Origin of the sequence: Paenarthrobacter aurescens, from assembly GCF_041549525.1 — a bacterium.
In the GTDB taxonomy this organism is placed as follows: domain Bacteria; phylum Actinomycetota; class Actinomycetes; order Actinomycetales; family Micrococcaceae; genus Arthrobacter; species Arthrobacter aurescens.
On record NZ_CP157456.1, the window covers coordinates 2,562,476 to 2,582,759 of the forward strand.

Below are 20,284 nucleotides of genomic sequence, written 5' to 3' on the forward strand. Positions count from 1 at the left end.
ACGCGCCTTAGGGCGTAAAGCGGGCCCCGCAACGGAGGGGAACACGCCCCGAGGACGTAGGATGTCTTCATGACTTCGCCCCTGCCCCGCCGCCTTGCCCGTGTCCGGCCCACCCGGACGGCTACGGAGACCGGCCCGTCAATCGCCCGCCAGAGTCCTGACGAGCAATTCTTCGTGGCCAACGACTCCCCGGATTTCAACTCTGCGGAAGGAACCCGATGGACCGTGGTGGAGTCCCCTTTTCCGGCGTCGAGGGCCAATGGCAGCAGTCCCGCCAGGCAGGGCTGGGAGCCCGGGGCGCAGGTCAGCGAAGATGCCTTTACTTTCCTGGCCCCTTCAGTTCCTGTGAACGTGCTCGGCATGGCGCACAACACCGGGCAGCCCGGCCGCGACCTGCCACCACAAGCCTTCCACAAAGCAGCCTCCAGCGTGATTGGGCCCGGGGAAGCAATCCAACTGAGCTCCACCGTGGGCTACGTGGATCCGGAAGCTGAGCTGACGATCGTCGTCGGCCGGGCTGCACGCGGCTTGACCCTTGAAACGGCGAGGTCGGCAATACTGGGATACACCATCGGCAACGACGTCTCCGCCCGCGACCTCCAAAAGACTGACGAGCTCTGGATCAGCGCCAAAAGCCAGGACACCTTCACTCCTGCGGGCCCTTGGATGGTCACGGACCTCGATGTTGCGGATCTGGAAATCGGGATCGTCCACAACGGCACCGAACTGAAAACGGCGAGTTCCGCAGACCTCGGTTGGAAAGTGGATGAAATCCTGGTGTACCTGAGCTCCTTCATGACCCTCCAACCCGGGGATCTCGTACTCACAGGCTTCCCCGCAGAGTGCGCACGAATTCAGCCCGGGGACACCGTGGTGTGCCGTGTGGAAGGAATCGGTGAGCTGCGCAACCCCGTCACAGCCGCTTCCTGGGAACAGCAGCCCGCATAGTGTGTCAGGCTTAATGCCATGGAGATAGCTGCGGAGGCCACTGAGCTTCGCCCGTCTCCCTCACAAAAACCCCCGGGAAAACACCACAAGCGTCACCGCGGTGTCCTCAAATACCCGGTAGTGCGGCAATTGATCCGCTTCACGGGCGTTGGAATCGTCTGCACCGCGAGTTCGCTCTTGATTTACGCCTTGCTGCGTCCATGGATCGATCCCCAGCTCGCCAACGCCGTTGCCCTCATTGTGACGTCGTTGATGAACACGGCCCTGAACCGGAGGCTGACGTTCAAGATCACCGGCCGCAGGAAGCGCGCAAAGGACCACCTCAGCGGGGTGATTGTGATTGGCATCGCGCTGATTATCACCGGTGGGAGCTTGGGTGTGCTGCATCTTCTGAGGCCCGAAGCCACGGTCACCGAGGAGTTGTGGACCACCACGTTGTCCGGTTTTGCAGCCACTGCGGTCAGGTTTACCCTGCTGCGGCACTGGATCTTCCGGCGCGCACGGCACGTGTAGCGTGTGGTTACTCCCGCTGTTGCGGGGCAGCCAAGTTCCGGACGCGTCCGACGGCGGTTTCCACGGCAGCGGCTGCCTGCTCCAGTTCGGCGTCGGTGACAGCTGAGGTGAAGCTGAAACGCACCGCAGTCTGGGCCGTTTCAGGGGCAATGCCAAGCGCCACCAGAACAGGCGAGGGCGCGTCGGATCCCGCCGCACAGGCCGAGCCGCTGGAACACACCACGCCGAGCCGCTCCAGCTCAAGCAGCACAGACTCGCCGCTGGTGCCGGGGAAGCAGAAAGACGCCACAGAGGGCAGGCGCTGAACGCGGTGTCCGGTGAGCAGGGCATCAGGTACGGTGGCCAGTATCCGCTGGATGAACTGATCCCTGAGCTCCGAAACGCGGGCTGCCTGATGGGCCTGCTCAGCGTCGGAGAGCCTGAGAGCTGTGGACAGCGCAACAGCCCCTGCCACGTTCTCTGTGCCGGAGCGCTTGGCCCTCTCCTGGCCCCCGCCATGAACCAGGGGCTCTACCCGCAAGCGGCCCTTGGTGAACAGGACACCTGATCCCTTCGGCGCTCCAAGTTTGTGCCCGGACATGCTCAAGGCATCCACTCCAAGAGCTTTGACGTCCAGGGGCAACCAGCCGGCCGCTTGCACTGCGTCGGTGTGGAACGGCACCCCGTGTTCCCGGGCGACCGCCGCCAAAGCTGCAATGGGCTGGACAGTTCCAACCTCATTGTTCGCATACATGATGCTCACCAGTGCGGTCCTGGGACCAAGCACCGCCCGCAGGTCATCAACAGAAACCAGACCCTCCCCGTCTACCGAGAGTACGTCCACGGCGAAGTGATGCACCCGCTCCAGGTACCGGGCTGATTCTTCCACCGCAGGATGCTCGATCGCACTGATCACCACCCGGTTCAGGGAAGGATCAGCGGCCTGCCGGGCCAGCGCAATGCCCTTGATGGCGAGATTGTCCGCTTCAGTGCCTCCGGAAGTGAAGGTCACCTCACCGGCGCGGCAGTTCAGGACCTTGGCGACGCCGGAACGGGCCTCTGCGAGCGCTGCTGCTGCTGTTTCGCCCAGGCTGTGATGGCTGGAGGGGTTGCCGAACTCACCACTCAGGTATGGCCACATGGCCTCAAGGGCCTCACGGCGGACCGGAGTGGTGGCTGCGGCGTCCAGGAAGATCATGGGATGGTCAGGCAGTCTCTAGAACAACGTCGAGCCCGAGATCGAGGGCGCTCACACTGTGGGTCAGGCCGCCTATGGAGATGACGTCCACTCCCGCCGAGGCAATCCCGGTAACAGTGTTGACGTTTACGTTGCCGCTGGCTTCCACCGTGGCACGCCCGTCCACCTGCTTGACCCCAGCGCGAAGTTCTTCAACGGAGAAGTTGTCCAGCATGATGGTGTCCACGCCTGCAGCGAGTACTGGTTCGATCTGCTCGGCACGGTCCACTTCAACTTCGAAGTGCGTCGTGTGGCCAAGCTGGGCTTTGGCGGCAATCAGCAGCTCGGTCAGCATGCTGGAGTCACCTCCGGTCATGACGGCCAGGTGGTTATCCTTGGCCAGCACGGCGTCGGAGAGGCTATAGCGGTGGTTCGCTCCCCCACCACAGCGAACCGCGTAGCGTTCCAGAACACGAAGGCCGGGCGTGGTTTTGCGGGTGTCGGTGATCCGTGCACGCGTCCCTTCCACCAACCTGACAAACTCGGCCGTCTTGGTAGCAATGGCACTCATGCGCTGCACCAGGTTCAGGCCAACTCTTTCTGCCAGCAGGACCGAGCGGGCGTTGCCGCTGACGCGCGCGAGGTGGGTTCCGGCGTCGAATGTTTCACCGTCGGCGAGCAACAACTCAACCTCAGTGTCCGGGTCTACGAGCTTCATGGCATCGCGGAAAACTGTACCGCCGCTGAAAACACCCGGGACGCGCGCATTCAGCACAGCAGTTGCCCGGGCGTCTGCGGGGATCAGCAGTTGCGAGGTGATGTCGCCGCTGGGTGCGTCCTCCGCGAATGCCCGTTCCAGGATGTCCCGGACGGGGGCTGCGGGGAGGGTCAGGTTAGTCATGGACGAGGCTCACTTTCCGGCTCATGGTGTAACGCTTGTCAATATCTTCGACGACTCCGGGTTCCTCCCAGCTGTCGCTGCGGTAGTGGGCCCCCAGAGACGCCCGCCGTTCCCGCGCAGCATGTACCAGCAACTGCGCCGCCAGCAACAAATTCGCATCCTCATGCTCCCGAATATCCGAAGAATCAGGCACATTCAGTGGAAGCACGTCCTCTGCCCAGGCAGCCAACGCCACCCCGGCCTCACGAATCAGCACGCCATCACGCAACACACCGGCCTTCGCAGTCATCAACCGCCGCAAAGCCCCCCGCGAAAACACCCCCGCCTCCGCAAAAGAAACCTCGCGGGCCCCCGGCCCAGGCAAAGACTCAAACTCCCAGGCAACAGGAGCAGGCACCGGATCCAACACCAACGCCCAACCGCCCGGATTAGTCGACAAGTCCTCTTCCAGCGGCGCCAGAGGCCCCGACAGCGCCGTTGTCGCGTGAGGGCCCGAACCGGCCGCCGAGCTAGCGAGGCGATCGCCGGTACGAGGCGGGAGCGCAGGCGCCAAGGGGCCTGTGGCGCCGCGGTCACCGTAGAGGAACGCTTCAACGGCCCGCCGCCCGAACACGAGGCCTTCCAGGAGGGAGTTGCTCGCCAAGCGGTTGGCGCCTTGCACTCCGGTACAAGCCACTTCGCCGGCCGCCAGCAGCCCGGGAACAGAGGTGCGGCCGTAGAGGTCGGTCACTACCCCACCCATCCAGTAGTGGGCTGCCGGTGCCACGGGGACGAGCTCTGTTCTCCAGTCAACTCCGGCTTGGAGGGTGCGTTTGCTGAGGGTGGGGAAGCGCTTGGCCAGGAAGCCCCGGCCCCGCTGTTCTTCGATCACGGTGGCGTCGAGGAATACGTGGCCGTTGGGGTCCCCGAGTTTTGCCAGGTGCAGGGCGATGCTGCGGGAGACCACGTCCCTGGGTGCGAGTTCGGCATCCGGATGGTAGTCGGGCATGAAGCGGTGACCGGTGGCGTCTACCAGGATGGCGCCTTCGCCCCGCACCGCTTCGGAGATGAGCAGGGGGTCATTGTTGCCCTCGGCTTCGCGGGCTTCCTCAGGAAGCACCATGCAGGTGGGGTGGAATTGGAAGAACTCAAGGTCGGCGACGGCGGCACCCACACGCCATGCGAGCGCCAAGCCATCTGCTGTTGCCACAGCCGGATTGGTGGTTTGCGCGAAGAGTTGTCCAGCTCCGCCGGTGGCGAGCAGGACGGAGTCACCGTGGACACCGAGGTGGCGCCCTTCGTGAAGGAAATTGGCCCCCACCACGCGTCCACCCTGATCTCCGCCCAGGGAGAGCGAGGTTACTTGGGCGTGTCCAATCACCTGGATCTTTCCTGCGGCCTGGTAGTCCAGGACGGTCCTGATCAGCGCGGCCGCTACCCCGGCTCCTGTGGCATCGCCGCCGGTATGCAGGATGCGCGGAGCTGAGTGGGCTGCTTCAAGTCCCAGGGCGGGATCGCCGTCGTGGTCGAGGTCGAAGAGCACGCCGTAACGTTCCAGCCCGGCGATGTCCAGCCGCGCCTCGGTGCACAGCACCTGTACTGCTTCTTCGTTGCAGTGGCCGGCCCCGGCTTTGAGTGTGTCAGCGATGTGGGCTGCAACGGTGTCGCCGGGGGCGGGCTCGTCCAACACAGCGGAGATCCCGCCTTGGGCGTAGTAGGTGTTGCTGTCAGCGAGGGCACCTTTGGTCAACAGCACCACGTCAGCGCCGGCATCTGCGGCAAGCAGGGCCGAGTACAGCCCTGCGATGCCGCTTCCGACCACCACCAGCCGTTGGCGGGCAGTCCCGTCAGTTGGGCTCTCTGCTCTCATGTGAGGCTCGATTCGACTAGTCCGGTGCTGTTGCACCCGATGAAGTGATGCTGGGTGGCTTGCTAGGCAGGCTTGGCTGCAAGCATGCGTTCCAGCGCAATTTTGGCGTTGTCCTGTACGGAGTCGTCAACGGTGATGCGGTTGACGATGCGTCCTTCCACGAGTTCTTCCAGGACCCAGGCGAGGTAGCCGGGGTGGATGCGGTACATGGTGGAGCACGGGCAAATGACGGGATCGAGGCAGAAGATGGTGTGCTGCGGATTCTCGGCGGCGAGCCGGTTCACCATGTTGATCTCGGTGCCGATGGCGAACGTGGTGGGTTCGGTGGCGGCGGCGATGGCCTTTTTGATGAAGTCGGTGGATCCTGCGGAGTCTGCGGCGTCCACTACTTCCATGGGGCATTCGGGGTGGACGATCACGTTGACGCCGGGGAAGTCTTGCCGGGCTTTTTCGATCTGGCCCACGTTGAAGCGCTTGTGAACTGAGCAGAAGCCGTGCCAGAGAATGACCCGGGATTCCTGCAGTGTTTGTTCGTCGTTGCCTCCGAGTTCCTTGCGCGGGTTCCACATGGGCATCTGCTCCAGCGGAACGCCCAGTGCCTTGGCGGTGTTACGGCCCAGGTGCTGGTCAGGGAAGAACAGGACCCGCTGGCCGCGCTCAAAAGCCCATTCCAGAACCACTTTGGCGTTGGAGGAGGTGCACACTATGCCGCCGTTGCGTCCGCAGAACGCTTTCAGTGCAGCTGAAGAGTTCATGTAGGTGACGGGGATGACCGGTACGCGTCCGGATGCGTCTGGCTCCGTGCCGAAGATTTCTTCGAGCTGCTCCCAGCATTCCTCCACTGAATCTTCATCTGCCATGTCAGCCATGGAGCAACCGGCGGCGAGGTTGGGCAGGATGACGGCTTGTTCGGCAGTGGAGAGAATGTCCGCTGTCTCTGCCATGAAGTGCACGCCGCAGAAAATGATCGCTTCGGCGTCCGGCCTGGTCAATGCCGCGTTGGCAAGCTGGAAGGAGTCGCCTACAAAGTCTGCGTACTGGATGACTTCATCGCGTTGGTAGAAGTGGCCCAGAATGACGGCGCGGTCCCCGAGTGTTGCTTTGGCCGCCCGGATGCGGGCGTCCAGCTCGGCGTCGGTGGCTTTTTTGTACTCTTCGGGCAGCTGGCCTTGGCGGGGCGTAGCCTTGGGGGCAACGTCCTCGCTGGAGGCACCCGGACCATAGGCGGGCGCACCCGCAAGGGATTCTGCGAGGTCGTATTCCCAGGGGCCCCTGGCCAGGGCAGGGCTGCACGTGGACCCTGCGCGTGAGAGGCCCTTTTCAGCCTCTTCGCGAGTGATCAGCTGGACGGCAGTGTTGACGCTGCTCATGGTGTACTCCTGTTATCTGGCCCGAGGCCGGGCGTGCCGGTGAAGCGGTAGAGGCGTGGGGGGCGGTGTTTTCCGCCTTGCAGGTATTCACCGGTTTCTTCGATTTCCGGTGTTGCCTTGATTTGCCTGCGGAAGTTTGCGGGATCAAGCTGGCGATCCAGCACGGCCTCGTAGACTTCGCGGACTTGGGCGAGCGTGAAGAACTCGCCCAGCAGGTGGTAGGCGATGGACCCGTAGGCCATCTTGTTGCGAAGCCGCCAGAGTGCGTATTCGACAATCGCGTTGTGGTCGAAGGCCAGTTCGCCGAGCCTGTCTGCCCGGAACCAGCGCACATTCTCGGATTCATCGGCAAGGGCGGCCTCGGTGGGCTGAACCAGGGCCCAGTACACGATTGAGACGACCCTCTGGGTGGGTGACCGGTGAAGGCCACCGAAAGCGTACAGCTGCTCGAGGTATTGGGGTGCCAGCCCTGTGGTTTCGCGGAGGTTCCGTGAAGCGGCGTCCTGGAGGGATTCATCATGGGCCAGGGGCCCCCCGGGCAGTGCCCACATGTCCTTGTAGGGCTCACGGATCCGGCGGACCAGGGGCAGCCAGAGTGTGGGTCGCCCGGAGGTCTCGCTGGGGCGGAGCGCGAAAATCACCGTTGAAATAGCCAACGACGGCGGTGCGAGCCGCCGCTCGGCCACGTTGGCTGAGTTGGTGTTCACGGCGTTCACCTCGCTTCATCGCCGCCCGGAACCGTTCATCGTGATCCCGGAAATCTAGTTAAAGTCATCTTGACTAGAACTAATGGTACGGCTCAACAGCCCCACGGCAAAATGCTTTACGTCACACTGACTTCGCGGCAGCCTCCATCAGCGGCAGCGTGCGGCCCTGGATGTGGCTGTTCAGCACGATCACCGATGAACACCGGACCACTGATTTGGTGGCAATCATGGCATCAAGGACACGCTGCATGTCCGGGTTGGACCGCGCTGCAATCCTGACCATCAGATCCGAATTACCCGTGACCGTGTGGACCTCGATAATTTCCGGGATGGCACTCAAGCTTTCAATGATCGCGTCATGGCCGATCTCCTGGGTGATGGTGACGGAACAGAACGCCACCACAGGAAAGCCAAAATTGGCCGGATCAGGTTGGGGAACCCAGGACCCGATGACCCCGTTCTCGATCATGCGATCGATCCGGGACTGCACCGTGGCCCGGGCAACCCGGAGCACTCGGGAGGCCTCCAACACGGAAGATCGCGGCGAATCCGTGAAGAAACGTACAATTTTTGCATCAAGCGCATCGACCAGCATCAAAGTTCCTGTCCCCGGGGATCCGTAGCCATCACATCGCTACAGCAAAAAGTGATGTATCTTACAAACTGCGAGAATTATTCCACGGCTCTTGCTGCGTCGTCGACGCCCGCGTGCCACGTCCATAAGGCCAGCACGCCAAACCAGCATGTAATCCATAGAAGGTAGACACGTATGACAACGAAGTCCATCGCGGCTCCTGCCCCCACGTCCGGCCTCGGCCATTCACTGAAGCCACGCCAGCTGACCATGATGGGCCTGGGCAGCGCGATCGGCGCAGGCCTGTTCCTGGGTTCGGGAGCAGGCGTTCAAGCCGCCGGCCCTGCAGTGCTCATCTCCTACCTCGTAGCCGGGACGCTGATCATCCTGGTCATGTGGGCCCTTGGCGAAATGGCGGCCGCCAACCCCAACAGCGGCGCGTTCTCCGTCTACGCCGAAAAAGCCATGGGCAAGACAGCCGGCGGAACCATTGGCTGGCTGTGGTGGCTGCAGTTGGTAGTGGTCATTGCCGCAGAAGCCATCGGCGCGGCCGGGCTGCTGTTTTCCATTTGGCCGGTCATCCCCGTGTGGGTCCTTGCACTGGTCTTCATGGTGGTATTCACCGGCATCAACCTGGTGGGCGTGCGCAACTTCGGCGAGTTTGAGTTCTGGTTCGCCATCCTCAAGGTCGCCGCGATCGTCATCTTCCTGCTCATCGGCGCCGCCTTGCTGTTCGGCTGGCTGCCCAACGTCCCCTCCCCCGGCTTCTCGGCATTCGGTGACTTTGCTCCGAACGGGATCGGCGGCATTGCTGCCGCCTTGTTCGTGGTCATCTTTGCCTTCGGTGGAACAGAGATCGTCAGCGTTGCTGCCGCTGAAACCGAGAACCCCGCCCACAGCGTTGGCAAGGCCATCCGCACGGTGGTGTGGCGCATCCTGGTCTTCTACATCGGATCCGTTTTTGTGATCGCAGCGGTGCTCCCCGTGGGCTCGGAAGGACTGAAGTCCCCGTTTGCCGGCGTGCTGGACCTGGCAGGCATCCCCGGTGCCGGTGCCGCGATCACACTCGTAGCCGTGGTGGCCCTGCTCTCCGCCCTCAACGCCAACCTGTACGGCGCCTCCCGCATGATCTTCTCCCTGTCCGAACGCGGCGAAGCTCCGCGCTTCCTGTCCCGCCTCAGTGCCTCGAAGGTCCCCGTGGCCGCCGTCGGTATTTCAGTTGCCTTCGGCTTTATTGCCACGGTCCTTGAACTCCTGTTCCCGGAAAAAATCCTGCCGGCATTGTTGAACCTGGTTGGTTCCACCTGCCTGGTGGTTTGGGGTACAGCGCTGGTTTCCCAGTTCATCCTTCGCCGCCGGGCTGACAGGGACGGCACCGAACTGCCATTGCGCATGAAGGGCTTCCCCTACCTCACCATCGTGGGGCTGATCTTGCTGGGCCTGATCCTGGTGGTGGGCTTCGCCAACCCGGAAAGCGCAGGGCAGCTCATTGGAACGTTCATCCTGATCCTGGTCATTGCCGCCGGCTGCTTTATCAACGCCAGGTCCAAGGCCGCCAAACACGCCACTCCCGCAAAGTAACCGCCTGCTAATTACCTTCCAGAAGCCCTGCACAGTTTGTACTGTGCAGGGCTTCTTCTTTTGCCCAAATTGTACAAAGTGTTCCGTTTGAACTGAGCTGATTGCGCACAGGCCATTACGGTGACTAGGGTCACAGGCATGACTACCAATCCTGTGCCGGCCGTCGTCGAGGATGACGCGGCCCCGCTCACCCACCCTCAACTTCGTGAGCTGTACAACCTCATGGCTGCCGTTCGTCACCTGGACACCTCAGCCGTGGCCTGGCAGCGCCAGGGAATCATCCCTGGATACGCCCCAGAGCTCGGCCAGGAGGCTGCTCAGGTAGGCAGCGGCTACGCCGTGGACCGGACCCGCGACTTCGTTTTTCCCACCTACCGCGAAATGGGCGTAGCCCGGGCCATGGGCCTGGACATGGTGGGCTACATGTCCACCCACAAGGCAACCTGGCACGGCGGAATGTACAACCCCCTGGAGTCCCGGTTTGCCCCCATCCAGGCCGTGGTGGCGGGTTCGGTCCTGCATGCTGTGGGCTGGGCCCACGGCCAAACGCTTGCCGGCCACGCGGCGGGCGAGATGGGCGTAGCCATGACCTACTTCGGCGACGGTGCATCCTCCCAAGGCGACGTCCACGAAGCCATGAACTTCGCCGCCGTCATGAAGTCCCCCGTGGTCTTCTTCATCCAGAACAACGGCTGGGCAATCTCGGTCCCCACAGAACGCCAGGTAGCGGGCGGCTCCGTGGCGGCCCGCGCTGCCGGTTATGGAATTCCCTCCTTGCAGGTGGACGGCAATGACGTGGTAGCCGTCTACGAAGCCACCCGTTCCGCTTTCGCCCACTGCCGCGCAGGTAACGGTCCAGTGGTGATCGAAGCCATGACGTACCGCCGCGGCCCGCACTCCACTGCCGACGATCCCGGCCGTTACCGCACGCTGGAGGAGGAACGCCTTGATGCCGGTGAAGATCCTTTGACGCGATTCAGGCAGCGGCTCCTCGAAGAAGGCGTGGCCGACGAAGCATTCTTCGCAGAGGCACAGCGTTTGGCGGAAGAGGAAGAAGAAGCCGTCCGCGCAGGCATAGCGGACCTCGGCCCCCGGCCCGGCTCCGAGATGTTCAGCCTCGTCTTCCAGGAACCAACGCCCGCCCTTCAATCCCAGGCCACAGCGTGGCGCGAGGAGTCCGAACATGTCTGAGACCATTACCCAAGCGCGCCGGGAAGAGAACAACCCGGCCACAGCTGCCCCCGGCGTCCAGCAGATGTCCATGCAACAGGCCCTCAACCGGGCACTGGATGAAATTCTGGCCGAGGACCCTAAAACGGTGATCTTCGGCGAGGACTGTGGACGATTGGGTGGAGTCTTTCGCATTACCGACGGCCTGCAGGCCAAGCACGGCGAGCAACGGGTTTTTGACACCCCCTTGGCCGAATCCGGCATCCTCGGCATGTCAGTGGGCCTGGCCATGGCAGGATTCCATCCCATCCCCGAGGTCCAGTTCGATGGTTTCGCTTATCCGGCCATCAACCAGATCGTCTGCCAGATTGCCCGCATGAATTACCGCAGCCGCGGCACGCTGCCCATGCCCATCACCCTGCGCGTGCCCAGCTTCGGCGGCATCCGGGCACCGGAACACCACGGCGAAAGCCTTGAAGCACTCTTCGCCCACGTCCCGGGGCTCAAAGTGGTTTCTCCCTCCACGCCGCACGATGCCTATCATCTGCTGAAGTACGCTGCCACCCGGCCGGACCCGGTGATTTTCATGGAACCGAAGTCCCGCTACTGGCAAAAGGGGCCGGTGGATGTCACCAACGCCCTTCCAGGCACAGCAGTGCACGACGCCGATGCGGACAACGGCGGCAGCCTCACCGGCGCCCGTGTGGCCAGGGAAGGACGGCACATCACCCTCGTGGCGTGGGGCGCTATGGTTGCCCGCTGCCTGCAGGTTGCTGACTTGGCAGCTGAGGACGGCATCGACGTCGAGGTCCTGGACCTGCGCTGGCTGAAACCGATTGATGCTGCAGCTTTGGCGAGGTCCGTGGGAAAGACGCGGCGCGCCGTCGTCGTTCATGAAGCGCCGCTGACCTCCGGACTGGGTGCCGAGGTGGCCCAACTCATCACGCAGAGTTGTTTCTCGACGCTCAAGGCTCCAGTGGAGCGTGTCACCGGTTTTGACGTCCCTTATCCTTCCGGCGACCTGGAAGACGAATACATCCCCAACATTGATCGCATCCTCTTTGGGATCCAACGCGTACTGGAGTACCGCCGTGGCTGAAATTTCCTTCCCGCTTCCTGATCTCGGCGAGGGCCTCATTGAAGCAACCGTGCTGGAGTGGCTGGTGGAGCCCGGCCAGCAAGTGGAACGCAACCAGCCGATTGTGGAGCTCGAAACCACCAAATCAGCGCTCGAATTGCCCAGCCCCCAGGCGGGTAAAGTGGTGCGTATTCACGGAGCGCCCGGCGACACGATCAACGTTGGCGAGCCGCTGATTGTGTTCGAGGTCCCGGATGACACCGCCGGGATCGTGGGCACTGTTCCGAAGGACGAAGCACCCAAGCGCCGGGTCCGCCTGAGCGCCGTACTCGATGAGGACTGACATGATGACCGGCAGGCACACCATGGAACAGCACAGGCACACAGTAGAGGGCACCGACCCCGGGCTCTTCGTGGAAGTTCACGAGCCAGGCAATGACGCCGGCCTGCGTCCTGTGTTGCTGATCCATGGATTCTCCTCCTCGACCAAACTGAACTGGGCGGACAGCGGCTGGATCACCACCCTGCAGGATGCGGGACGGAGGGTGATCACAGTGGACCTGCCCGGTCACGGCCGAAGCCACTCCCCTGAGGACCTGGATTCCTATACGCCCAGCCGCATCCGCGCCGACCTTCTCCAAATAGTCACCGACGCCGGCGCCCGGCCCCTGCGCGATGGTGACCCGTCCACTGGACTGGACATCATTGGCTACTCGCTCGGTTCGCGGCTGGCGTGGGAATTTGGTGCCACCCAGCCGGACCTGGTTCACCGCATCGTCCTGGGCGGCCCGAGCTCGGCGGATCCGCTGGCAGCCTTTGACCTCGCCGCCGCCCAGCGGCACCTGGCCGACGGCACACCCATCGAGGACGCGTCCACGGCCGGCTTGCTGAAGATGGCGCAAATGCTCCCCAGCAACAACCTGTTCGCCATGCTGTCCCTCATTGAAGCCATCAAGGGCGAGCCGTTCGATCCCGCCGAAGCCGCTCCTCACATGCCGCTGTTGCTGGTTGCCGGGGAGAAAGACGAGCGGGCAACCACCATGCCGGAGCTGGCCGCCCTGGCCGGCGCCCGGGGTGGAATGGTGGAGACCCTGGTAATTCCCGGGCGGACCCACACCAACGTGATAACCAGCAGGGCCTTCAAAGAAGCTGCCGTTCAGTTCCTCGGCGTGTAGTTCTCAGCGGGTCAGGCGCTCGGCGTTGAGGCTCATGCGCTCCAGCACGCTCAGCGCCATGGCGTACTCGTCAATGCCGATGCCCATGGACAGGTCTTCGCGGGCATCCTCCACCAGCCTTTGGGCCTGGTGGTATGTGTCCCGGCCATGTTCGCTCAGTGCCAGCCGGTGGTCGATCATGGTGATCAGTCCACGCCCCACCAGGGCGGCAAGCTCCCGCTCTCGCAGCTTGGTATCGCCACCCCAGAGCGGCTGGAGGATGTCCTCCAGCTGATCCGGCAGCATGGCACCTTCCGAGAGTGCACCCAGGGCGTGCCATTGGCGCCGGGTGAGTTTGATCCGGGACAGGGTGGCATCGAGCTGGGCTTCCAGGGCGGCGTCGAGCCTCTTGATCCAATATCCGATTGGCTTGTTCACAAGCCCATGCTTTCAGCGGGGGCGTCACCGGGCAAGGTGTGGACTGTAGGCTTGGACATGCAACGAATTACGTGGAAGTGGAGCAGATGGGCATGCGTTTCAAGGACCGCGCGGAAGCGGGTCGGCGCCTGGCTGAAGGACTCCCCCAACTGAGGGAACGGCCTGAGACCATCGTCTTGGGCCTGGCCCGTGGCGGAGTCCCGGTAGCCGCCGCAGCAGCTGCAGAGTTATTCCTGCCTTTCGGTGCCGTACTGGTCCGCAAGCTGGGCATCCCCGGCCGTGTGGAGACCGCTTTCGGGGCACTGGCGTGGTCGCAGGGTGACGTTCTGCGGATGGTCAACAGGCCCCTGAAGGAGCTCATTCTCGCCCACGGAATCTCCCAGTCCGCTTTGGATGCCGTGGAAGCCCGTGAACGCTCCGAACTGACCCGCCGCGCCCAAACTTATCCTGGCATCGAGCACGATCTTCGCGGAAAGACAGTGGTGCTGGCCGACGACGGACTGGCCACGGGGGCCACCATGCGGGCAGCCGTAGAGGCGGTGCGGGCCGGCGGTGCCGCCACGGTGATCGCCGCGGTGCCCGTGGCATCGTTGGAAGCCTCAACGTCGCTGGCCCGGGTCTGCGACTTTGTGATGGCCCTGCACACGCCGGGCAAATTCCACGCTGTTGGCGCCTTCTACCAACGCTTCGAGCAGTTGTCCGACGCCGACGTCGTCAGCCAGCTTGAAAGTGCAGCTCCCAGCGGGCGCAAGTAACCGGCGTCGTCCATGGAGCAACGCGCTCTTGTTGTTGAAGCACCGCAAGGGTGCGGTCCCAGAGGACCGCACCCTTTCGTTTGTGCTCGCAATGGCCTTTGTAGCGGACCCTAGTGGTGGACGCTGTATCCCAGTGGACGGCCGCGGGTTTCCTTGGCCAGGATGACGCCAATTGCGGAGATGACACAGAGAACCATGATGTAGATGCCCACCGATCCGGACCACTTGGTGGTGTCAAGGAGTGCTTGAGCGATGAGCGGAGCAAAGGCACCACCCAGAATGGCGCCCAGGGCGTAGCCGATGGAGATTCCGGAGTACCGGACCTGGGCCGGGAACATCTCTGCGTACATGGCAGACATGGGTCCGTAGGACAGGCCCAAGCCGATGGTGAGGACAAACAGGGCCGTACCGTAAAGCAGGATGTCCTTGGAATCGATCAGCATGAACATGGGAATCATCCATGCGAAGACCAAGCCATAACCGATCAGGAACGTTTTGACGCGGCCGATTTTGTCCGAGAGCCAACCGCCCACCATGGTGAAGATGAGCCAGCCGAAAGAGGCGATGGTAGTGGCGAGCAAAACCTGGGGTGTGGGCATCTTCAACGTACGGGTGGCGTAGGAGATGAAGAAGGCAATCAACAGGTAGCCTGCTGCATTGTTTGCAATGAAGATCAGCGCGGCCAGAACAACTTCCTTCTTGTTCTTCCTGAACAGCTCGCCCAAGGGGGCCTTGCTTTCAGCCTTGCGCTGGGCGATTTCCTTGAAGACCGGGCTCTCACCAACAGCGCGACGGATGAGGTAACCCACCACGATGAGGACCACCGACAACAGGAACGGCACACGCCAGCCCCATGAGGCGAAATCTTCCTTGGACATTCCCGACTGCAGCAGGAACAACAGCCCGGTGGCCAGGATCATGCCGATCGGAACACCGATCTGCGGGTAGGCGCCGAAGAGTCCGCGCTTTTTCAGCGGGGCATGCTCCACAGCCATGAGTGCAGCGCCGCCCCATTCGCCACCCGCGGAGAACCCTTGGACCACGCGCAGGGTGATGAGCAGGACAGGGGCCCAGACGCCGATTGTTGCGTAGGTGGGCAGCAAGCCGATCAGCGCAGTTGCAGCTCCCATCATGACCAGGGTCATAACGAGTACAGCCTTGCGGCCCATCCTGTCGCCAAGGTGTCCGGCGACGAACGCTCCGAGTGGGCGGAACAGGAAACTGATGCCGATTGTGGCGAAGGACAGCAGCTGGGCTACTCCCGGGTTGGACTTCTCCAACGGAGAAAGGAACAACGGGGCCAGCAAAGTAGCCGTCAGCTGGGCGAAGATGAAGAAGTCGTACCACTCAATCGTGGTGCCCACCAACGTCCCGGCCAGTACCCGGCGCTCTTCGCGCTTGCTGCTGGGTCCTGACGGGGAGTCGACAGTGGAAGTTGCGGTCATTGGAACTCCATTGGGGTGAGAGTGACTGGTCGGCACGTGACTTGCATAAACCGACAGAACGGTCAGTTAGGAAAGAATACTACAACCTGTGAGCCAAAGCACAGACCCCTGCGGTGCAGGCCACCATAGAATGGTTCGCATGAATCCCCGCAGCGACGTCAAGGGCACCCCGGAAGCACCAACCCAGGTTCCGCCGTCGCAAACGCTTTCACGCGGAATCCGGGCGCTGGAGATTCTCGCGGCCGCGGAAAAGCCCCTCAGCATCGCTGAACTCACCGAAGCCCTGGGCGTCCACCGATCCGTGGCGTACCGGATCCTGCGAACCTTGGAGGACCACTCACTCTTGGTGCGCGACGACTCCGGGCGCGTTCAGCCCGGCCCCGGCCTGGCAGTCCTTGCCCGCGGAGTCTCACGGAACCTCCAAACCGCCGCCCTCCCCGAGCTCACCCAACTGGCCAACACGCTGCACATGACCGCATTCCTGGCAGTGTGGGACCATCAGGAATGCGTCACCCTGGTCACTGTGGAGCCGCGACACTCGGGGGCCGCACTTGCCCAACATCCCGGCAGCCGCCACCCCGTGAGCACAGGCGCCCCGGGAATCGCCATCCAATCGAGCATGACGGAGGAACGCTGGCAGCAGGTGGGCGCAGGCAACCCCTACCGCCCTGAAGCCCACGAAGCCCGCCGCCTCGGATACGCCACCAGCCACGATGAAGTCATCGCCGGGCTGTCCTCCATAGCCGCCCCCATCCACGTTCCCGGCGGACGGCCGGCCGCGATCGCCGTCGTCTACATCCGGCTGGACCAGGACTCCGATGCCGTGGGCAAGGCACTGGCCGCGAGCGCGGCAAGGATCGAAAGCCAGCTGGCCTGAACCCTTCCTTGCGGGTCAACTGACGTGCCCCACAGCACAAGACGATGGCCGTTCCGCCGCGAATACTCGAATGAAGGACCGGGCATTCCGTCCGGTCCTTCATTCGAGCCTGAGAAGGAACCCATGAGCCTGAATCTCCTAGACACCTCCAACTGGCTACCCCTGGACGGACTGGCCCCCGGCTTCGACGCCAACAAAGCCCCCACCGTGCAGGACCTGGCCGGGAAGGACTTCTCCCTGCGCAACGACGGCGGACCCATGACGTTCAGCTTCGACGACGAAGAAGTCCAGTGGGCTGCGGCAGGCCATTCAGGAACCGCGCCCTACGAGGCGTTCCAGGTGGCCGAGGAACTGTACTACGCCCAGTGGCAGAGTCAGCAGGATCCCCAATTTGCCGTTTCCCTGATCCTGGATCTGCTGCACGGCCGGGCGCTCTACATTGGCGCCGCACTCGGCAGGGCAACCGCCTCCAGCGTTGCTGTCCAGCACGATTTCCGCCCGGGAACGCTCGATGATCATCAGGCCACGGGGATCCCGGTAGCCGAAAGCCACGCGCTCATCGGCCGACGCGTTGAATGGGTCTACAGCGAATCCCACGCCTACGAACACATCTACCTCAGCCCCACTTGGTACACCTGGCAATGCCTCGCTGGCCCCGAGCGCGGATTGGCGGACACGGACTCCAACACTGTGTACCAAATCCGCCCCGGTATCTTCGTCTTTACCTGGCGGGAGAAGGTCATACCCTGTGGTTCAGTCACCATTGCAGACCACCGCGATCCTCACGCCATCAGGTCCCACGGCAGCCTTTTCGGATGGGATGAGGCAGGCACAAAACCGGTCCACTTCACGTTCGGTGCACATGGCCGCCTGATCAGCATCAGCCGGCACAGCCCGGAACTCGACCCCGCTACGGGGATGTAGCCCTCCGATGCGGAACATGAACTGAAGAAAACAAGGAAGCCCCGGCGACACTCGCCGGGGCTTCCTTCAGGTTGGGACGGTTATCAGTGGTCCGCCCCATGGCCGATCCGGGCGTACAGTGCCGGCTGCGAGCGCCGCAGCCGCAAACCCCAAATGACACCAGCAACTCCAGGCAACAAGACCAGCATCGGCAGGACAAACGTGACAGCCGTCGACTCAGTCTGTCCCAGCAGGACATTGAAGTTGGCCATGATGAGCACGAAGACCACCGCCAGGAGTGCGAATCCAACACCTGGGGCAATCACCCTGACCCACAGGCTCGCGCCGTGCTTTTCCCGGCGGAAGAAGCCGATCACTGCCACAGAGACCACTGTCATCAGCAGCACGAGGCCGATTGCACCACTGTTGGTAAGCCAGGTGAACATGGTAAGGACGGGATAGAGTTCGCCGAGTTCGGAACCCGAGCCGGCGATGGCGAAAGCGATGGTCACGACGACGGCAATCACCGTCTGCGCCAGCGAACCGGCGAAGGGCGCCCCGCTTTCGGTCCGCACCTTGGCCAGTGCTGACGGCAGGACGCGCTCGCGGCCAAGGGAGAAGAAGTAGCGGGCTACTGCGTTGTGGAAGCTGACGAGCGCGGCGAAGAGGCTGGTGACGAAGAGGATCTGGGCGATGTCGCTGAGCAGCACGCCGCCGTGAGTGCCCAGGAATGCGAAGATCATGTCCGGGCCGTTGGTGGTGGCCGCCTCAATCACGGCGGACGGTCCCGCTCCTATGGTCATGGCCCATGCAGAGACGGCATAGAAAACGGCGATGATGCCAACAGCAGCGAAGGTGGCACGGGCAACGGTGCGTTTGGGGTCCTTGGACTCTTCACCATAAATAGCTGCGGATTCGAAGCCCATGAAGGCGGCGATGCCGAAGGAGAGAACTGCTCCAATGCCGGGAACAAACAGGCTTTCGGGGCTGAACGTTGCTGCCGTAACGCCTTCGGGGGCCACCGCAAGGCTCATGACGTCGTACACAATGACCACCAGGAACTCCAGGGCAACCAGAACGCCAAGAACCTTGGCGGACAGGTCCACCCTGTTCACCCCCAGCCATCCGACAATTCCGATGCACACCAGCACGGGAATCCACCAGGGAACGCTCACGCCAAGCCGGGCGGACAGCAGTGAGGAGACGGTGAAGCCGAACAACCCGTAAATTCCTACCTGCATGAGGTTGTAGGCCATGAGGGCAATCAGTGATGCCCCTACGCCTGCCGGCCGTGAGATGCCCTGTGCGATATATGCGTAGAACGCGCCGGCATTGGTGACGTAGCGGCTCATGGCGGCGTAGCCAACAGCGAAGAGCGCCAGAATTGCGCCCAGGATCAGGAAGGACAGCGGCACGCCGGTCACGCCGGTAACCGCGAAGGTGGTGGTTACGCCGCCCGCGAGAACGGTCAGCGGCGCCGAGGCCGCGATAATCATGAAGGTTACTGCCGGTACGCCGAGCCGCCTCTTGGTGCCTACGGCTCCGGCGGCCCTGCCCTTGACGGGGTTGTCCACGCTCATAGTGTGCTCCTGCCTCGGTGCCGCGGGAGATTGCGCGGCACGGTGTCTGTCATTCCGCAATCTTCCACCGCAGGGCCCTTGCGTGACTTGTCTCACACGGCAGGGTGTTTGTCGCTGCACGCAAGCACGGTCGCGGGCCGGTCCCGGTGTAGAATCGTGGGCAAGCTCACGTCCGCACAACCGGCATTCCCGGCCCAGTGGCAGCGGCGCCGCGGGCGGTTGACGAGTGACCCTTGAAGAGGAGTTTGATGACCGTCGCGGCTGATACGGGCCCCGCAACCGTGGAAACCATCGTGGCGGAGTCTTTCCAGGAGTGGAGCAAAGCAATCTCCAACTCTTTCGTGCCCCTGGTGGCTACGGGTCCCAAGAGCTCATCTTTCCAAGGCTCCACCTTCCGAGGCGTCATGCGCGCTCGCGTGCTGGGGCAGATCTCCGTAGTTGAAATCACGGCCGGACCGCACACTGTCCTGCGCACGCCGGAGCTGATTGCCAAGTCCACGGGGCGCTTCTTCAAACTCAGCATCCAGCTCGCTGGTTCGGGCCGCCTGGTTCAGGATGAGCGGGAGGCGGTGCTGCGCCCCGGCGATCTCTCCATTTACGACACCTCCCGCCCGTACCAATTAACGTTCGACGACGACTTCCGCACTTTGGTGCTCATGTTCCCGCACGTATTGCTGGACCTGCCTGCAGAAGCCATGGGACATGTAACAGCCCTGCGCATTCCCGGCGATGAGGGCCTTGGCGAACTTATCAGCCCCTTCCTGGTCAAACTCGCCGACAACCTCGAGGCCCTTTCCGGCACCAACGGGCTCCGCTTGGTCCACAATGCCCTGGATCTGGTGACCACACTTTTCAACGGTGAGCTTGATCAACTCATTGAGACCGGCCGGGATCCGCATCTGCTGCTGCTGGGCCGCATCCATGACTACATCGAGGCCAATCTCGGTGATCCTGAGCTCTCCCCCGGAACCATAGCCGCAGCCCATTACATCTCCACGCGGCATCTGCATGACCTCTTCCAGGAAATCGGTACCACGGTGGCCTCCTCCATCCGCCAGCGGCGGCTCGAACGGTGCCGGCGGGACCTGAGGGATCCTGTGCTGGCTGATCGAGCCGTGACAGCCATCGCGGCGCGGTGGGGGTTCACCGATGCCGCGCATTTCAGCCGCATCTTCCGCGCCGCGTTCGGGAACTCCCCCACTGGCTACCGCAACAGTCACTGACGGCTGGCTGAACCGGCCAACCCGGCAGCCGCCGTCGAGCACTTAGGCCCCGCAGAGCCGCG

General features: G+C 63.0%; 20 protein-coding genes. 11 read left to right on the plus strand and 9 right to left on the minus strand.

Annotated features, from left to right (window positions below; all coding sequences use genetic code 11):
• Positions 1 to 69 precede the first annotated feature (69 nt).
• Both ABI796_RS11860 and ABI796_RS11865 read left to right on the plus strand, forming a co-directional pair.
• Positions 70 to 948, plus strand: coding sequence for a fumarylacetoacetate hydrolase family protein (locus ABI796_RS11860; protein ID WP_141282667.1), 879 nt, complete (start codon positions 70 to 72; stop codon positions 946 to 948).
• An 18-nt stretch (positions 949 to 966) separates the two neighbouring features.
• Entirely contained in the window at positions 967 to 1,461 is a 495-nt protein-coding gene (locus tag ABI796_RS11865; protein WP_141282665.1) for a GtrA family protein, read from the plus strand.
• Between the two features lie 7 nt (positions 1,462 to 1,468).
• On the opposite strand, the gene ABI796_RS11870 is transcribed toward ABI796_RS11865, so the two are convergent.
• The 6 genes from ABI796_RS11870 to ABI796_RS11895 all read right to left on the minus strand — a co-directional run bounded on the left by ABI796_RS11870 (position 1,469) and on the right by ABI796_RS11895 (position 8,039).
• Positions 1,469 to 2,638 (minus strand): cysteine desulfurase family protein, encoded by a 1,170-nt coding sequence (locus ABI796_RS11870; protein ID WP_141282663.1) that lies wholly within the window; start codon positions 2,636 to 2,638, stop codon positions 1,469 to 1,471.
• A gap of 7 nt (positions 2,639 to 2,645) precedes the next feature.
• Entirely contained in the window at positions 2,646 to 3,518 is an 873-nt protein-coding gene (nadC, locus tag ABI796_RS11875; RefSeq protein ID WP_141282660.1) for a carboxylating nicotinate-nucleotide diphosphorylase, read from the minus strand.
• Positions 3,511 to 5,367, minus strand: a complete 1,857-nt coding sequence (locus ABI796_RS11880) for an L-aspartate oxidase (RefSeq protein WP_141282658.1) — start codon at positions 5,365 to 5,367, stop codon at positions 3,511 to 3,513. Before ABI796_RS11880 ends, nadC begins: the two co-directional genes overlap by 8 nt.
• Positions 5,368 to 5,429: 62 nt before the next feature.
• A complete protein-coding gene (gene nadA, locus ABI796_RS11885) occupies positions 5,430 to 6,737 on the minus strand; it encodes a quinolinate synthase NadA (RefSeq protein ID WP_141282656.1) in 1,308 nt (435 codons plus the stop codon).
• Positions 6,734 to 7,453: an NUDIX hydrolase gene (locus ABI796_RS11890; protein WP_141282654.1), complete on the minus strand. Its 720-nt coding sequence runs from the start codon at positions 7,451 to 7,453 to the stop codon at positions 6,734 to 6,736. Before ABI796_RS11890 ends, nadA begins: the two co-directional genes overlap by 4 nt.
• A 112-nt stretch (positions 7,454 to 7,565) precedes the next feature.
• Positions 7,566 to 8,039, minus strand: a complete 474-nt coding sequence (locus ABI796_RS11895) for an Lrp/AsnC family transcriptional regulator (RefSeq protein WP_141282652.1) — start codon at positions 8,037 to 8,039, stop codon at positions 7,566 to 7,568.
• Between the two features lie 174 nt (positions 8,040 to 8,213).
• Between ABI796_RS11895 and ABI796_RS11900 the strand changes: the two genes are divergently transcribed.
• The 5 genes from ABI796_RS11900 (at position 8,214) to ABI796_RS11920 (ending at position 13,022) form a co-directional block, all read left to right on the plus strand.
• Positions 8,214 to 9,599 (plus strand): amino acid permease, encoded by a 1,386-nt coding sequence (locus ABI796_RS11900; protein WP_141282650.1) that lies wholly within the window; start codon positions 8,214 to 8,216, stop codon positions 9,597 to 9,599.
• Positions 9,600 to 9,737: 138 nt separating this feature from the next.
• Positions 9,738 to 10,790 (plus strand): thiamine pyrophosphate-dependent enzyme, encoded by a 1,053-nt coding sequence (locus ABI796_RS11905; protein ID WP_174754488.1) that lies wholly within the window; start codon positions 9,738 to 9,740, stop codon positions 10,788 to 10,790.
• Entirely contained in the window at positions 10,783 to 11,868 is a 1,086-nt protein-coding gene (locus tag ABI796_RS11910) for an alpha-ketoacid dehydrogenase subunit beta (RefSeq protein ID WP_141282648.1), read from the plus strand. The genes ABI796_RS11905 and ABI796_RS11910 overlap by 8 nt, the downstream gene beginning before the upstream one ends.
• On the plus strand, positions 11,861 to 12,190 hold the full coding sequence (locus ABI796_RS11915; protein WP_141282646.1) for a biotin/lipoyl-containing protein: 330 nt from the start codon (positions 11,861 to 11,863) through the stop codon (positions 12,188 to 12,190). The genes ABI796_RS11910 and ABI796_RS11915 overlap by 8 nt, the downstream gene beginning before the upstream one ends.
• Before the next feature lies 1 nt (position 12,191).
• Positions 12,192 to 13,022, plus strand: coding sequence for an alpha/beta fold hydrolase (locus tag ABI796_RS11920; RefSeq protein WP_141282644.1), 831 nt, complete (start codon positions 12,192 to 12,194; stop codon positions 13,020 to 13,022).
• A gap of 3 nt (positions 13,023 to 13,025) precedes the next feature.
• Here ABI796_RS11920 and ABI796_RS11925 read toward each other — a convergent pair whose 3' ends face one another.
• Positions 13,026 to 13,439, minus strand: coding sequence for a MarR family transcriptional regulator (locus tag ABI796_RS11925; protein WP_141282641.1), 414 nt, complete (start codon positions 13,437 to 13,439; stop codon positions 13,026 to 13,028).
• A gap of 86 nt (positions 13,440 to 13,525) precedes the next feature.
• Between ABI796_RS11925 and ABI796_RS11930 the strand changes: the two genes are divergently transcribed.
• On the plus strand, positions 13,526 to 14,194 hold the full coding sequence (locus ABI796_RS11930) for a phosphoribosyltransferase (protein WP_246095723.1): 669 nt from the start codon (positions 13,526 to 13,528) through the stop codon (positions 14,192 to 14,194).
• 110 nt (positions 14,195 to 14,304) lie between these two features.
• Here the strand turns inward: ABI796_RS11930 and ABI796_RS11935 are convergent, their stop codons facing one another.
• Positions 14,305 to 15,639, minus strand: coding sequence for an MFS transporter (locus ABI796_RS11935; protein WP_141282637.1), 1,335 nt, complete (start codon positions 15,637 to 15,639; stop codon positions 14,305 to 14,307).
• A 130-nt stretch (positions 15,640 to 15,769) separates the two neighbouring features.
• Between ABI796_RS11935 and ABI796_RS11940 the strand changes: the two genes are divergently transcribed.
• Complete coding sequence (locus ABI796_RS11940; protein ID WP_141282722.1) at positions 15,770 to 16,516, plus strand: IclR family transcriptional regulator; 747 nt, start codon at positions 15,770 to 15,772, stop codon at positions 16,514 to 16,516.
• Positions 16,517 to 16,639: 123 nt separating this feature from the next.
• The gene (locus ABI796_RS11945) at positions 16,640 to 17,440 is read left to right on the plus strand and encodes a MoaF C-terminal domain-containing protein (RefSeq protein WP_141282635.1); all 801 of its coding nucleotides are present in this window, start codon (positions 16,640 to 16,642) and stop codon (positions 17,438 to 17,440) included.
• Between the two features lie 83 nt (positions 17,441 to 17,523).
• On the opposite strand, the gene ABI796_RS11950 is transcribed toward ABI796_RS11945, so the two are convergent.
• The gene (locus ABI796_RS11950) at positions 17,524 to 18,999 is read right to left on the minus strand and encodes an APC family permease (RefSeq protein WP_141282633.1); all 1,476 of its coding nucleotides are present in this window, start codon (positions 18,997 to 18,999) and stop codon (positions 17,524 to 17,526) included.
• Positions 19,000 to 19,247: 248 nt separating this feature from the next.
• Here ABI796_RS11950 and ABI796_RS11955 point away from each other — a divergent pair, with 248 nt between their 5' ends.
• Positions 19,248 to 20,222, plus strand: a complete 975-nt coding sequence (locus ABI796_RS11955; protein WP_141282631.1) for a helix-turn-helix domain-containing protein — start codon at positions 19,248 to 19,250, stop codon at positions 20,220 to 20,222.
• Positions 20,223 to 20,284: the final 62 nt, after the last annotated feature.